Origin of the sequence: Bradyrhizobium sp. (assembly GCF_036735945.1) — a bacterium.
GTDB lineage: Bacteria > Pseudomonadota > Alphaproteobacteria > Rhizobiales > Xanthobacteraceae > Bradyrhizobium.
In genome coordinates, this window is sequence record NZ_DAINNI010000025.1 from 48,333 (window position 1) to 63,251 (window position 14,919).

General features: G+C 64.8%; 14 protein-coding genes. 7 read left to right on the forward strand and 7 right to left on the reverse strand.

The features are described 5' to 3' along the window. Positions 1-8: 8 nt before the first annotated feature. From meaB to V7E26_RS11750, 3 genes are all read left to right on the forward strand, one after another. Positions 9-1,001: a methylmalonyl Co-A mutase-associated GTPase MeaB gene (gene meaB / locus V7E26_RS11740; RefSeq protein ID WP_324415952.1), complete on the forward strand. Its 993-nt coding sequence runs from the start codon at positions 9-11 to the stop codon at positions 999-1,001. Then, positions 998-1,642: a pyroglutamyl-peptidase I gene (locus V7E26_RS11745; protein ID WP_324415954.1), complete on the forward strand. Its 645-nt coding sequence runs from the start codon at positions 998-1,000 to the stop codon at positions 1,640-1,642. The genes meaB and V7E26_RS11745 overlap by 4 nt, the downstream gene beginning before the upstream one ends. Positions 1,643-1,774: 132 nt before the next feature. Beyond that, entirely contained in the window at positions 1,775-3,145 is a 1,371-nt protein-coding gene (locus V7E26_RS11750; RefSeq protein WP_324415978.1) for a TIGR03808 family TAT-translocated repetitive protein, read from the forward strand. 20 nt (positions 3,146-3,165) lie between these two features. Here the strand turns inward: V7E26_RS11750 and V7E26_RS11755 are convergent, their stop codons facing one another. The 4 genes from V7E26_RS11755 to V7E26_RS11770 form a co-directional block, all read right to left on the reverse strand. Further along, positions 3,166-3,687: a TIGR03809 family protein gene (locus tag V7E26_RS11755; RefSeq protein WP_324415956.1), complete on the reverse strand. Its 522-nt coding sequence runs from the start codon at positions 3,685-3,687 to the stop codon at positions 3,166-3,168. Between the two features lie 516 nt (positions 3,688-4,203). Beyond that, on the reverse strand, positions 4,204-5,943 hold the full coding sequence (locus V7E26_RS11760; RefSeq protein WP_324415957.1) for a S8 family serine peptidase: 1,740 nt from the start codon (positions 5,941-5,943) through the stop codon (positions 4,204-4,206). A 33-nt stretch (positions 5,944-5,976) separates the two neighbouring features. Further along, positions 5,977-6,687, reverse strand: coding sequence for a hypothetical protein (locus V7E26_RS11765; RefSeq protein WP_324415959.1), 711 nt, complete (start codon positions 6,685-6,687; stop codon positions 5,977-5,979). Continuing rightward, entirely contained in the window at positions 6,684-7,253 is a 570-nt protein-coding gene (locus tag V7E26_RS11770; protein ID WP_324415961.1) for a sigma-70 family RNA polymerase sigma factor, read from the reverse strand. Before V7E26_RS11770 ends, V7E26_RS11765 begins: the two co-directional genes overlap by 4 nt. Before the next feature lie 494 nt (positions 7,254-7,747). On the opposite strand from V7E26_RS11770, the gene V7E26_RS11775 reads away from it, so the two are divergent. Further along, the gene (locus V7E26_RS11775) at positions 7,748-8,818 is read left to right on the forward strand and encodes a GGDEF domain-containing protein (protein WP_324415963.1); all 1,071 of its coding nucleotides are present in this window, start codon (positions 7,748-7,750) and stop codon (positions 8,816-8,818) included. Positions 8,819-8,880: 62 nt separating this feature from the next. Next, entirely contained in the window at positions 8,881-10,008 is a 1,128-nt protein-coding gene (locus V7E26_RS11780; RefSeq protein WP_324415965.1) for a DUF2336 domain-containing protein, read from the forward strand. 90 nt (positions 10,009-10,098) lie between these two features. Here the strand turns inward: V7E26_RS11780 and V7E26_RS11785 are convergent, their stop codons facing one another. Both V7E26_RS11785 and V7E26_RS11790 read right to left on the reverse strand, forming a co-directional pair. Further along, positions 10,099-10,737 (reverse strand): DUF1109 domain-containing protein, encoded by a 639-nt coding sequence (locus V7E26_RS11785; protein ID WP_324415967.1) that lies wholly within the window; start codon positions 10,735-10,737, stop codon positions 10,099-10,101. Position 10,738: 1 nt separating this feature from the next. Next, the gene (locus tag V7E26_RS11790) at positions 10,739-11,284 is read right to left on the reverse strand and encodes a sigma-70 family RNA polymerase sigma factor (protein ID WP_324415969.1); all 546 of its coding nucleotides are present in this window, start codon (positions 11,282-11,284) and stop codon (positions 10,739-10,741) included. 398 nt (positions 11,285-11,682) lie between these two features. On the opposite strand from V7E26_RS11790, the gene V7E26_RS11795 reads away from it, so the two are divergent. Continuing rightward, positions 11,683-12,246, forward strand: a complete 564-nt coding sequence (locus tag V7E26_RS11795; protein ID WP_324415971.1) for a hypothetical protein — start codon at positions 11,683-11,685, stop codon at positions 12,244-12,246. Positions 12,247-12,363: 117 nt separating this feature from the next. Beyond that, positions 12,364-13,143, forward strand: coding sequence for an enoyl-CoA hydratase (locus V7E26_RS11800; RefSeq protein ID WP_324415973.1), 780 nt, complete (start codon positions 12,364-12,366; stop codon positions 13,141-13,143). Positions 13,144-13,194: 51 nt separating this feature from the next. On the opposite strand, the gene V7E26_RS11805 is transcribed toward V7E26_RS11800, so the two are convergent. Beyond that, on the reverse strand, positions 13,195-14,616 hold the full coding sequence (locus V7E26_RS11805; RefSeq protein ID WP_324415975.1) for a peptidoglycan-binding protein: 1,422 nt from the start codon (positions 14,614-14,616) through the stop codon (positions 13,195-13,197). Positions 14,617-14,919 lie beyond the last annotated feature (303 nt).

Below are 14,919 nucleotides of genomic sequence, written 5' to 3' on the forward strand. Positions count from 1 at the left end.
CCAGCGGCATGACCCTGCCGAAAACTGCTTCCCTCGACATCAAGAAGCTCGCCAAGGACCTCCGTGCCGGCCAGCGCGCGGCGCTGGCGCGCGCGATCACGCTGATCGAGAGCCGGCGTGGAGATCACCAGGCCGCCGCCCGCGACCTGGTGCAGGCGCTGCTGCCTGAGACCGGCAAGGCATTCCGCGTCGGCATCACCGGCTCGCCCGGGGTCGGCAAGTCCACCACCATCGACGCGCTGGGCATGTTCCTGATCGAGCGCGGCCACAAGGTCGCGGTGCTGGCGGTGGACCCCTCCTCGGCCCGCACCGGCGGCTCGATCCTCGGCGACAAGACACGGATGGCGCGGCTTGCGAATTCGGAGGCCGCCTTCATCCGGCCCTCGCCCTCATCAGGCACGCTCGGCGGCGTCGCGGCCAAGACCCGCGAGGCGATGCTGCTGTGCGAGGCGGCCGGCTTCGACGTGGTGCTGGTGGAGACCGTCGGCATCGGCCAGTCCGAGACCGCGGTCTGCGACATGACCGACTTCTTCCTGGCGTTGATGCTGCCCGGCGCGGGCGACGAATTGCAGGGCATCAAGAAGGGCCTGGTCGAGCTTGCCGACATGATCGCGATCAACAAGGCCGACGGCGACAACATCAAGCGCGCCAACATGGCGGCGGCGGAATATCGCTCGGCGCTGCATATCCTGACGCCGCGCTCGCAGCACTGGCATCCGCCGGTCGTGACCTATTCGGCGCTGACGGGCATCGGCATGGACGCATTGTGGCAGAAGGTCGTCGATCACCGCACTGCGATGAACGCTTCGGGCGAATTTGCAGGCCGGCGGCGCGAGCAGCAGGTGAAATGGATGTGGTCGATGCTGGAGCAGCGCATGATGGCGCGGCTGCGTTCCGACCCCTCGATCCGCGCCAGGGTCAAGAAGACCGAGGCCGACGTCGCCGAGGGCCGCATCACGCCGGCGCTCGCGGCCGAACAGATCGCGGAGTGGCTGCGGTGAGCGAAGGACTGCGCGTTCTCGTCACCGGCTTCGGCCCGTTTCCCGGCGCGCCCCACAACCCGACGCAGCCGCTGGTGGCGCGCCTGACGCGGCTGCGTCGCCCCGCTTTCGGCGATGTCGAACTCTCCAGCCACATCTTTCCTGTCACCTATGCCGCGGTCGATCGCGAATTGCCGCTCGCACTCCTGCAGCACAGGCCGCATGCGCTGCTGATGTTCGGCCTCGCCTCGCGAACTCCATACTTGCGGATCGAAACCCGCGCCCGCAACGCCGTCACCATGCTGTGGCCCGACGCCGCGCAGACGCGGGTCCGGAAAGGTTCGATCGCCGCCGCCGCCGACGCGCGCAGGTTCGGGCCGCATACCGCAAAGCTGCTGCGCGCGGCAAAAGCCACCGGCCTCGATGCCCGCGCCTCGCGCGATGCCGGCAGCTATCTCTGCAACTATCTGAGCTGGCGCGCGATCGAGACGGCCGGCGCCGACACCGGCCCCCGTCTCGCCGCCTTCGTTCACATCCCGCCGCTGGCGCGCGCCGGCGCCGTCAGGCGCAAGGGTTCTCCGCGCATCACGCTCGAGGAACTGGTCGACGCCGGCGAAGCGATGCTGCTGGAAATGGTGCGGCTGGCAAGAAGGGCCGGCTAACCCGGGACGACGGGGATGATTAACCCTACCCCCAACAATCACCGCTCCCGCCCCGCATCTTCACCAAGCGGAGCCGGATTTCCGCGATACCTGGGGAAAACGCGAATGTCTGGAGCGCGAAGGCCACTCATCATGGACATGAACCGCCGCCATCTCATTGGAGGGTCCGCCGCCGGCGTGGCCGGCGCGCTCGCGATGTCGCCCGACGCCGCCCGCGCGGCACCCCTCACCTCCACGTTCGGTCGCGACGTCACGCAATTCGGCGTGCGTCCGGGCGCTCCGGATGACCAGACGGCCAAGCTGCAGCGTGCAATCGACGAGGCGGCGCGGGCGCAGGCGCCGCTGGCGCTGCCGCCGGGCGTCTATCGCACCGGCATGCTGCGGCTTGCGAACGGCACGCAACTGGTCGGCGTGCGCGGCGCGACCAAACTTGTATTCACCGGCGGCAGCTCGATGTTCCTGGGCGAAAGCGCCGGCAGCCTCGGCCTGACCGGCCTGACCCTCGATGGCGGCAATATCCCGTTGCCGCCGCGCCAGGGACTGATCCATTGCCTCGGCGGCCGCGACGTGCGCATCGCCGGCTGCGAAATCACAGCAAGCGGCGGCAACGGCATCTGGCTCGAGCAGGTCTCCGGCGATATCTCCAACAACATCTTCCGGAAGATCGCGGCCACCGCCGTCGTGTCGTTCGACGGCAAAGGCCTGATCGTCTCGCGCAACACCATCATCGATACCAACGACAACGGCATCGAGATCCTGCGCACCGCGATCGGCGACGACGGCACGCTGGTTCTGGACAACCGCATCGAGGACATCAAGGCCGGCCCCGGCGGCTCCGGGCAGTACGGCAACGCGATCAACGCATTCCGCGCCGGCAACGTGATCGTGCGCGGCAACCGCATCAAAAATTGCGACTATTCGGCGGTGCGCGGCAATTCGGCGTCCAACATCCACATCACGGACAACAGCGTCAGCAATGTCCGCGAGGTCGCGCTCTATTCGGAATTTGCGTTCGAGGCCGCCGTGATCGCCAACAACACCGTGGACGGCGCGGCCGTCGGCGTCTCCGTCTGCAATTTCAACGAGGGCGGCCGCATCGCGGTGGTCCAGGGCAACATCATCCGCAACCTGCTGCCGAAGCGGCCGATCGGCACCGCGCCCGACGACGACGCCGGGATCGGCATCTATGTCGAAGCTGATACGACGGTTACGGGTAACGTGGTCGAGAACGCGCCGTCGTTCGGCATCATCGCCGGCTGGGGCAAATATCTCCGCGATGTCGCCATCACGGGCAACGTGATCCGCAACGCCTTCGTCGGCGTCGGCGTCTCGGTGCTGCCGGGCGCCGGCACGGCGCTGGTCAGCAACAACATGATCTCGGAAACCCCGCGCGGCGCCGTGGTCGGGCTCGACCACGCCCGCACCATCACGACCGATCTGTCGGCCGAGGGCGCGCAGCGCCATGTGCAGGTCGTGGTCGGCGGCAATGCGGTGCGGCGCTAGTCTGCGCCGTTCGCCGCTGCCTAAAGCGCGTTGCGCAGCAGCGGATAGCGATTCTTCATCGCGTCGAGATCGAGCACCGGGACCGGCAGTTCGTCGAGCGCGACCACGTCGGGCGCGGGCAGAGCGTCTTCCGCAACGGCGATCCGGTTCTCCAGCGCGACCAGGAAGTCAGCGGGCATGTCGCGCGGCGGTGGCGCGGCGGCAATCGGCGCCGCTTGCGGCTGAAGCGACACAATCGGACGGCGGTACCCCTCGTCGCGCGGCAGCGGCGTCAGCGGCAGCCGCAAGGTTCCACGGCGGCCAAGCCAGGCCAGGTCGATCGTCGTGTTGTCGAGCGAGGCCTCGCGGTTCAGGAGATCGCGCCACGTTGCGACCGCGGCTTTGGCCTCCTGGATGTTTTCGAGAAATTCGCGCTCGCTGTGAAAGCGGCGCCAGCGCCCGGTCTCGAACAGTTCAGTGAGGTAGTCCAGCCGTTGCTCGGCGAGGTTGCACCAGCGCGCAACGATGTTGCGGCCGCGTGCCACGTCTGCAGGATGTGCCATAAATTAGCCCGTAAGAGAGAGACGGACGCAGACGCAACCAGCGACGAATCAGTTTGGAGATGACCAGGATATTCTGTGGAAAACTTTTTCGTTGTCCAGTGCGCGAAAGCTACTAAAGCGCAAAAGGATCGAAAGCACCCGGACAAATACGGAGTTTACCTGCTCTATCCACAGAGCACGCCCGACGATGCCACTCGCGATGACACACGCAATAATTGTTCACCGTTCTGGCAAGCGAAAAACGTGTAACTGCGGTGAACGCGGCACCGCGTGTCGCGCGACTTCGTTGAAAGGCATTTGCCGAAAATAAAAGACCCGTCCGGGGGGACAACCGGACGGGTCAAGCCATATGGGCGCTTGGGGTGGATGGGCGCTCGCGCCGAATATAGCCATTGGGGAGGGATTACCGCTCCCACATTGATAAGTCGCGGCACCGTCGCCGGACGTTCAAAACGCCGGAGGATTTTTTTAACCTCGTGTTTGGGAGCGATTGCCGCGAAATGCGGCGTATCGGCGCTATTTGGCGGCGTTTGCGGCCGATTTTTCCGATGCCGTCGACGGCGGGGGTTCGTTGAGCGCCCGGCTCACGGAAGCGTTATCTGCGGCCGGATCGAGCGCCGGAGCTTTTTCAGCCGGCTTGCCGGAGGCCGCGGCGAGCGGAAGCCCCGGGGCCGCGGCAGCCGCGGTCACCGCGGCAAAGGCGTCGGCCTCGCCTGCGCCGAACAGATCGTCACGGCCGGGGGCGCCGAGATCGCGGGCCGTGCTGGTCAGAATGGCGCGAACATCGCCCGGCTTCAGTGCCGGATTACACTCCATGATCAGCGCCGCCACGCCGCTGACATAGGCGGCGGAGAACGAGGTGCCCGAGGTGATCTGATATTTTTCATCCGGCGCCGGCAGGAAGATGTCCGCGCCGGGTGCAGCGATCGCGATGTGGTTGCCGCGGTTCGACGCTGCAAACAGCCTTTCCTGCGCGTCGGTGCCGCTCACCGCGATGACGTTCGGATTGGCGGCTGGATAGAGCGGCGGCGATTTCGCGCCGGCATTGCCGGCCGCGGCCACCATCAGGATCCCGCGGGCCGCCGTCGCGGCGATGCCCCGTTCGATCAGCGGATCCTTGGGGCCGGCAAAGCTCATATTGATGATCTGCGCACCATGCTGCGCCGCATAGTCCAATCCCCTGAGGATCACATAGGAGGTGCTCTCCGCGCCCTTCGATCCCGAGGCGAAGGCGCGGATCGCGATCAGCCTCGCCTCCGGCGCGCTGCCCATCAGCCTGGCGTGCGCGACGATCGCACCCGCAATCCCGGTGCCATGGGTATGCGGGCCTTCCTTGCTGCCGAGGGCGTCGAAACTGTCGGAAACCGAATTGGCAAGTTCGGGATGCCTGGCGTCGATACCGGAATCGATCACCGCGATGGTGACGTTCATGCCGCGGACCACCGCGTGCGCCTGCGGCAGCCTGAGCTGGGCGATCGCGTATTGCGCGGCGTCGCCCTCGACCACGGGCTTCTTCTGGTCCTGCAGGACATAGCGGAAATTGAGTTGCACCGAGCGCACGCTGCCATCGGCCGCAAGTTGGCGGCGCACGGTGTCCACGGGCCGGTTATCGACGATGCGGAACAGGCCGATGGTCCCGCCGATCAGCGGGAAGCTCTGCGAGGCGATGCGCTCCAGGCCGTGACGCCGGGCCAGCGCATCCGCTTCCGTGTCGGATAGCGCGCCGTCGATCTCGGCGACGAGCTCGTTCCTGACCGCGCTCAGATTGACCGCGGCCTGGGCGTTGTTCTTGCCCGATCCGCCCTTGCCCTTCCTGCCCGAGGTGCTGTCGCCGCCGCCTCCTCCGGCCGATGTGACCGGACGATCGAAGCACTCGCCACCCGGGCCGCGCATCGCAGCCTGGCAGCCCGGATACAGGTTGGGCGAAAGCCGCGCATGGGGAAGCGTCGACTGCACGCCGGCGCCGGGGTGCACGCGCAGGGTCGAACTCATGGTGCCGATCCGGGTCGGCGGCGTGCGCGCGACCCTGTCCACGCTCACATTCGGCCGGGCGGCAATCGTGGGGTTGATGCGCGGCGCCACCGTCGGGTTGATGGTGGGTACCCGCGCGCCAACGTTCAGATTGGGGGTGCGCATGATGCTCTGCGCCTGCACCGCGGATGGTCCGACCGCGATCAATGGCAGCAGCAGCGCGGCCGACATCGCCCCTGCCATACGCAGGATGCCTGGCCGCGAACTCTTGCGATCATGAACCATGGGACCTCGGCTTGACCGTCCCGCGCGGCGGACTTACGGCGTCGCCACCGCCAGGCTGACGATCTTCTCGCGCTGCAGCCTCGCGATCAGGCCGGCGGTTTCGTCCTTGCTCATCGCCTTGCCGAACTGCAGGCGGAACATGCCGCCCTTGGCGCCGTCGATGATCGAGGCCTGGTAATTGTCGAGCAGCGCCGTGATGTCGGCGATGCGGGCCTCGGGCGTAAACCGCACCAATACGCGCGCCGGCGCCAGGCCGCTCTCGAGACCGCGTGTAATCGGCCCGGACGACGGCTCGTTCATGCTCAGCGATGCCGTCTGGAACGAGGCGGTCTGATTCTTCATCAGCACCGCGCCGATCACGCCGGCCTGCAACACGAGCGCCACGGCGCCGAGGCTTGCCGACCAGGCGAGCGTTCGCGGCGACAGGCTTGCGAAAAACTCCGATACGTGCACCGACAGGCTCACCGAACGCTGCGGCTCGCGCACCGGCTCGGCATCGATGGCGGCGAACAGCTTCTGCATGGCACGCGCGGACGGCGCACCGAGGCTCTCGTTGAGGCTGATCGTCTCGGCATATTCCTCGCGGATGACGGCGTACTGCCGGGCGAGCGCGGGATCGCTGGCGAGCGCGTCCTCGACGCGGCGAGCGTCGCGCGCGTTCAGGGTGCCGGCCGCGTGGAACGGCAGCAGCATCTCGATCTCGCCGGGCTCTTGATCCAGCATTTGCCTGCTCGCAGCCATCATGGCCAACCTCGCTCTATGCCTGCTGCCTTGAGCAACTCGGCCAATTTCTTGCGCGCATAAAACAGGCGCGTCTTGACGGTGTTCTCCGGAATTCCGACGATCTCGGCCACCTCTTCCACGGACTTCTCGTGGTAGTAGACGAGATCGACGATCTCCCGGTGCTCCGGCGAAAGTGCCGTCATGCACTTGCGCAACGCCTCACCCGTATCCTTCTTCTGTGCGGCCACTTCCGGATCATCGGACGTATCCTCGATCGCGTTCGCGGTCTCGTCGTCCAATCCAACGTCCTTGCGGCGCCGAAGTGCCGAAAGGGCCTTGAACCGGGTAATCGCCAGCAGCCAGGTGGTAACGGCGGAGCGGCCTTCGAACTTGCCGGCCTGACGCCACACATCGAGAAAAACCTCGCTGATGAGATCCTCCGCGACTTGTTCATCCCTTACGAGCCGAAGCCCGAAACGGAACACCCTGACATGGTGCCTTCCATAGAGCACCTGCATGGCGAGCCGGTCGCCTTGAGCGATCCGAGCGATCAGAACGTCGTCTGAAGCCGCCTGTGCCGCGCTCAATGGCCGTCTCGCAACGTTGGTCGGACGGAGGTGGCCTGCGGTTCGATGTGAAGAGTGAGATTATTCACAATACGGCAATGCCGTAGTTGCATGTGTGACCTACCCCACAGACGAGCGGTGCCGGGCCATGTCCCCGGCAGAAGCGAGCTGAGTCCCAAAGCTGGTACCATATTACGGAAACACTTTCCAAAAGACGCGCCACCGCAACCTTAGCAAGGCTTCACCGGCAGGGCAGCAGCCGCCTGACGCCGCAGGTTGTCGCTAAGTTAGGCACCGTACTATCGGAATCCGGCAGATTCCATTGGGAAAACAGTGCACTGACAGGGTTCTAACGGACCCGATTCGATCCCGAAAGATACCAAACCTAAAGGCTTTATTCCTAAAGTTTCGTCGGCAGACACCAACAGCGACGGGACATGAGCAGCGCGGCTTCATTGCTTCAGGGGCAAGGCTCCCAGAGTACGACCGCGCCCGTCGTCCTCAGGCCGCCGGAAATGTTGAGGCGCCGGGTCGGCCAGCGCCGCCACATGCTGGCCGTCCAGGGCGTGAGCTACGTGCTCATGACGCTGGTCATGCTGGTCTATTGCTACGCCGGCAGCATCCCGCTCATTCTGCCCTCGGCGTATTTCGTTTGCGGCGTCGGCCTGCTTTCGGTCTTCGTCGTGCTGTCGGAAGCGCATTTCAACGACCGCTTCGAGGACCACTATCTCACGATCTACCAGGTCGCCGGCCACGTCGCGCTCCAGCTCTGCTTTCTGCTGGCAGCCCCGCAGATCGGATTTTTCTTCCTGAGCGTGGTGTTCCTGATCTTCGGATTCGGTGCGCTGCGGATGACTTCCCGCCAGGCGATCACCTCCTGGACGCTGACCATGATCGGCCTGGCGCCGATCTTCCTCTTTACCAGCACCCCGATCGGCCTGCCGATCACCACCCCGACCGAACGCGTCGCCGCGATGCTTTCTTTCGTGCTGACGATCGGCCAATGCGCCTTTGTCGGGCTGTACGGCTCGACCATGCGCAAGATGCTCTACGACCGCAGCTTCGAGCTGAAGGCGGCGTACAAGCGGATCGAGGAGCTTGCCGAAATCGACGAGCTGACCGGCGCATCCAACCGCCGCAGCATCATGCGCATGCTGCAGGAGGAAATCGATCGGGCCGGACGCAGCGGTTCGCCCTGCTCCATCGCGCTGATCGACCTCGACTGGTTCAAGCGCATCAACGACGCCTACGGCCATCCGACCGGCGACGAGGTTCTGCGCACGTTTTCAATCACCGCATTCGCCAACATCCGCAGCGTCGACCGCTTCGGCCGCTATGGCGGCGAGGAATTCCTGCTGGTGCTGCCGGACATGGAGACCGAGCGCGCGGCGCGTGCGGTGGACCGCCTGCGCGCCATGATCGCCGAACTCGACTGGAGCGCATTCTCGCCCGGCATGAAGGTGACCATGTCCGCCGGCGTTGCAACGCTCAATCCGAACGAAACGTCTGACACATTTCTCGCGCGCGCCGACAGCGCGCTTTATGCAGCCAAGGCGCAGGGGCGCAACCGCATAGCCAGCGCCTGATCCAACATATTTCAGCTCCGGTGGCGAAGAAGTCGCCGCCGGTCTTGCTCCAGGATAGAGTCATGATTTTGAAAGCCGCAATACCTGCCTCTTCCGGCCATCTGCTCGATGAGCTGCAGTCCACGCTTACGCACGGCACCGTCGCACGCCGGGTAGAGACCCTGCGGCGGGTGACCGATCTCTTCATCAATGGCGCGATCGATTATTCGGACGAGCAGGTCGGGCTGTTCGACGACGTCTTCCAGTGCCTGATCGATCACATTGAAACATCGGCCAAGATGCTGCTGGCCAACCGTCTCGCTCCGATCGACACGGCGCCGCCGCTCACCATTCGCGCGCTGGCCTTCGATGACGTGATCGAGGTGGCGGGCCCGGTGCTGTCGCAATCGGCGCGGCTCGACGACAAGACGCTGATCGAGAATGCGCGCTGCAAGAGCCAGGCGCATCTGATGGCGATTTCGACCCGCAGGACGCTGAGCGGCGCGGTCACCGACGTGCTGGTCCAGCGCGGCAACGACGACGTCGTGCGATCTGCGGTGAACAATCCCGGCGCGGAATTCACCGAGCGCGGCTTCACCCGTCTCGTCGATCGTGCCGAGGGCAACGACGATCTCACGGCCTCCGTCGGCCTGCGGCCGTCGGTACCGCGGCATCTCTATCTGAAACTGCTGGCCAAGGCCTCCGCCACGGTGCGGCAGCGGCTGGAGGCAGCCAATCCCAGGCAGGTGGCCGAGGTGCCGACCGCGGTCAAGGAAGCGACGCGGCGTGCCCGCTCGGCGACCTCGACGATCACCAGGAACACCGATATCGCGCATGCGCTGGTCAAGTCGCTCTACGACGACGGCCGGCTCGACGAACGCCAGGTCGCCGCGTTTGCCGAAGCCGGAAAATTCGACGAGGCCAACGCCTCGATCGCGGCGCTCGCCAACATGCCGGTGGCAATCGCCGAGAACATGATGGTCGAAAGTCGGGCCGAGGGCGTGATGATCCTGGCCAAGGTCGCCGGGCTGTCATGGCCGACGGTACGAACCATCATCAGGATGCGCGACGAACTGTCGGGCGCGGAGCCGACCGATCTGATGGCCAGCCAGGATACCTATGAGCGGTTGCGGCCGTCGACGGCGCAGCAGGTGCTGCGCTTCCACCGCATGCAGCAGAACGCGCCGAGCGGGCCTGTACCTAGAGCATGATCCGGAAAAGTGTGCAGCGGTTTTCCGAAAAGATCATGCTCAAACAATAATCTAAAGCGCGATGACGATTCATCCCAATCTCATCGCGCTTTAGTACCTGAGCAGCTTCGCTCCGGCGAGCGCGCCGATCGCGGTCACCAGCGCGGTTGCGATGGTGTACCAGGTCGCCACGAATAGCGGCGAGTCATCCGTGCAGTGCGACGCATAGAGCGTCGCCGCCAGTCCCGCCGACAGCAGTCCGGCGGCGGCGCCGGCGACGGCCGGCCGCGACGGCGCGCCGTGACGCAGTCCGATCAGCGCGCCGGCCAGCAGCGGCAGCGACAGCCCCGGGATCGCCGTCATGCAGACCCAGGAGTTCTTGCCGACCAGCCGTGTCATCATCGGCAAGCGTTGCGGCATCATCATCTCGCCGCTGATCGCGGCAGCCAGGATTCCGACCGGCGCCAGCAGCAGCCAGCCGAACCCGCGCAGCGAGGCCTCGGGACGCGACAGGTGCAGGCTGACGGCAATCGCCGAGATCGCCAGCGCCAGGGTCACCGCGAATTTCAGGTCGAAGAACGGATTGTGCATCGCCACCATCACGTCCGGCCGAACGCCGAGCTCGGTGAAGAACATCAACAGCGAAACCGGCGCCGCGGCGAGCAGCGCCAGCATCAGCGCGAAGCCGACCGGGCGCGCGCGGTGCGTATTGTCTTCTGCCAGCGATCGAATGAGCTGATCGGTATCCATTTCAGTGTTCCCGCAGCTTCGCCGTCAGGCTGGCCAGCCCCCGGTGCAGCGCCACCCGCACCGCGCCCTCGCTCATCGAAAACTTGATCGCCGTATCCTTGATCGAGGCGGCATCGACGGCGATCGACTGCAGCACCTCGCGCTGTCGCACCGGCAGCGTCTTGAGCTGGGCCGCCACCTCGCTTGCCGACGCCGACTCGGCCGGGGTCTCGCCCGGCAGCGTCTCGGCGAAATCGTCGATATCGACGAAGATCCGCCGGCCGCGGCGACGTAGCGCGTCGATCAGCTTGTTGCGGGCGATCGCGAACAGCCATGGGGCAAATGGGGCGCTGGCGTCCCAGGTATGCCGCTTCAGATGCACCGCCAGCAAAATGTCCTGCACGATATCCTCGGATTGATCGACCGGTTGCCCGGCCCGCGCCAAGCCACGGCGCGCCGCGGCCCGGAGCACCGGCGTGACGGCCTTGAGCAGGCGATGATACGCCGCACTGTCGCCTGCAATGGCCGACCGCATCAGGCCGGTCCATTCGTCATCCCGCTCGCGCACCCGCGCTCCTACCCTGCAATTCGGTCGAACTTTCAATTTGTTACATCAGGACCGTCCCGATCACGAAGTCGTGATCGAATATCCTCCGCAGCGCCGCGCGAGGAGGAATCGGCGCGCCGGCTGCGGATGGCAGGCTCTTAACATCGATCGCGTGAGCCCGCACCCGCCGCCGCCCTCCGTCGGGAAATCGGGAGGCGGCCAAAAAGCCCGTGGGCAAAAGTCCGCTGCAATACCATTGCCCAGCTTTTGCCCGGTGTGGCCCGAATATACCCTCTTTCCGCCGTGCTGTGGTCACCGGCGCAGTCTCATTTCGGTGCAGGGCGGCGGCCAATGGGAGTTTCCAGATGACGATCAGAGCCAGCGCAGGATCGGCCCTGCTTTTTGCAGCGGGACTCCTGATGAGCTTGGCGGGACCTGCACCGGCGATGGCTGCCGGTGAGGACGGCGCTGCCGTCTCGAAGTCGGAGGGTGCGCCATCCGGCAAGTCCGTCAGGCAGGGTTCGCGTCACCGGCACGCCCATCGCAAATCCACCGGCACGGCGTCGAAATCTACCGAGGGCAAGCAGGTCGAGGAAAAGCAGGTCGCCGATGCAAGCGGCGCTGCGCCGCCCGCGGTTCCCGGCTGGCTGGCCAATGCGAATGCGCAAATGACCGCGGCCGATGCGTCCCCCGATAGCGCCAACGGCATGTCGGCAGCAACGGCGGACAAGCCGGCCGAGGCGGAGACCCCGGCGGATGCCTCCGACCAGCTCAGCGACGCCGACCGTGCGTTGCAGGAATCCCCTTCCGCGCCGACGCCTGCCACCCAGGGGGTGGTAATGGCTTCGACCTCCAGGCCGATGTCGGAGAGCGCGAGCAACGACAGTTCCACCCTGGACAGGACATCGTTGATCGGAAAGGTCTTCATCGCCGTCGGCACGTTGCTGACCGTGGCCTCGGCCGCGCGCATGTTCATGGCATAAGCCAGTCGCGCGAAGCGGGCGCGGCGCCGCCGCGTCCAGATGTCTCTATTCCCGCCTACTTGAAGCCCACCCCGGCAGCAGGCACATTGCTGCCAGATCGGTTATCCGGGGTGGATCATGGCGACGTTCGAACACATCATAGTCGAGAGCAAGGGCGCGGTCGGCATCATCAAGCTGAACCGGCCGAAGATGCTCAATGCGCTGTCATTCGGCGTGTTTCGCGAGATCGCGGCCGCCGTCGATGATCTCGAGGCCGACGACGGCATCGGCTGCATCCTGCTCACCGGCAGCGAAAAGGCGTTTGCCGCCGGCGCCGACATCAAGGAGATGCAGCCGAAGGGCTTCATCGACATGTTCTCCAGCGACTTTACCGCGATCGGCGGCGACCGCGTCGCCACCTGCCGGAAACCGACCATCGCGGCCGTCAGCGGCTATGCGCTCGGCGGCGGCTGCGAGCTCGCCATGATGTGCGACATCATCATCGCCGCCGACACCGCGAAATTCGGCCAGCCCGAGATCACGCTCGGCACCATCCCGGGCATCGGCGGCACCCAGCGCCTGACCCGCGCCATCGGCAAGTCCAAGGCGATGGACCTGTGCCTCACCGGACGGATGATGGATGCGGCGGAAGCCGAGCGTTCCGGCCTCGTCAGCCGCATCGTCCCGGCCGACAAGTTGATGGAAGAAGCGCTGTCGGCGGCAGAAAAGATCGCCTCGATGTCGCGTCCCGCCGCCGCCATGGCCAAGGAAGCCATCAACCGCGCGTTCGAGACGCCGCTGTCCGAAGGCATGAACGTCGAGCGCAACCTGTTCCACTCGACCTTCGCGCTGGAAGACCGCGCCGAGGGCATGGCGGCGTTCATCGAGAAGCGCAAGCCGGTGAACAGGAACAGGTAGGCCGGTCGATCATCGCCGCGCAACGGCTTCGCCGTTATCGTGCGAGCCGAGTCAAGAAGAGAGATCGCCGGCCGGCAGGATTGCCGCCATGAAGCGATAGGCACCATTTGCGCGATACCGGGGGTCCTTCAGAACGATCGACATGAATTCCCGATGGCCCGCCGTCGCACGACCGACCAGGCAGCCAGCGCTCGATTTCCCCATATCGTTGTGCGGGAGGTCATAGCCCCAATGATGGTGCACGCCGAACTCCGACCCTTTGACGGGGTGATCGAAATCTCTCTTGAAAGTCTTGAGCGGGTCGCGATAGCCCTCGATTTGGCCGGCCTGAATCAACGCATCGTGGGTGTGATACCAACCCTTGATCCAGGCCTTGTACTGTCCGAACTTGATGTGAAACGCACCGTCCGGGTTCATCGGAGTCAGTGTCCACTTGCGACTGGGCTCGGTTGTGGCCTCCCACTTTCCGACGATTTCGGGAACGCCATGTGCGTTCACCCGGAACGTGATCCGAAGGTCGTTGAATACATTGTTGCGATTGTCGTTCGGTTCGCCGTTCGGATCCATCCCCTCAATGTAGACGATGTTCACGCAGTCCGGATCGCGCGCGATCCAGTAGCCATTTCTCAGCATGGCCTTGGCAATTCGGCCGGCGAGATCAGCACCCGGAAGCAACGGGAGTTGCTCCGCCTGCGTGAGCGCGTGGACGATCTCCGGCGTCAGCCCGGTAAACTGGCCCAATCGTGCGCGTTGGGCAAACCTGCCCAATGCCCATTTCGTCACCGGGCCGTAGCCGCCGTCGGCGGGAGGATCCAGGTAGCCGCAATTGGTCAGTATTGCCTGGATGGCCTTGACGCCCTCCAGCGTGTCCAGTGACAGGGCACTCTCAGCGCGTACCGGCGGCAAGACCTCAGGCGACGGCGCAGGCGACGCAGTCCGGTCATCAAGCAGGGTTGCGATGACGGGCACGTCGCCGGCGAGTTCTCTTGATCCCTTCGACTGCCCCAGGCGAATACCGTAGTCGATCTGCTCATCCTTCAGCGGCGTCGGCCTGCCAGCCTCGTAGTGAAACATTGCCTTCCCGAACGACAACAAGGCGGCATTGTCGTCGAGGGCAATTTTCTTCCGTGCGCTGAATCCGGTCTTGCGCGTAACGAAATTCACATAGTTAGAATAATCTTGCCCGCCGCCATACGCGGTAATGATCTGGCCAACTGTCGTGATGTTTCTGCGCGCATAGCGCCGTAGCAGTTCCCACCACACGGCGACGCCATACTCCGGGGCTTCAAAGATCGTCGTCTTGTTCCCCGGAGTTGTTTCGACCGTATCGACATACCCGGGGTATCGTCTCTCCCAGGCTGCACCGTTCACGGCGCCGGGATTGTTGCAGCGGACTGAAACGGGCAACGTCCGATCAAAAGGCCTATCCGAATAGTAACCGCCACTGACCAACGCGCGATAGCGAACTGCCATTGCTGCGCTCCAAAAAAGGCTTGAAAAATCAATGTAACCAAAAGTTATTTTGGTATCCTACAGCAATCTATGCTTGTTGATCAAGGTGCGACTTGCAGTTGTCGTCAACAGCTTCGACGCGGACGCGTGTCAGGCAGCCTTGTTCACCCCAAGACTACTTTGTTCACCTCAAGGCTACTTTGCATGGGGTTGTTTTCGATATTTTCGTTGTCGCCGCTATTTTGTCCGCGCCAGCGCCGCATTCACCAGCGGGTCGTGTCCCCAGTGATGGTGTAGCTCGGTAGAGCAAGGCCGTCCGCCCGC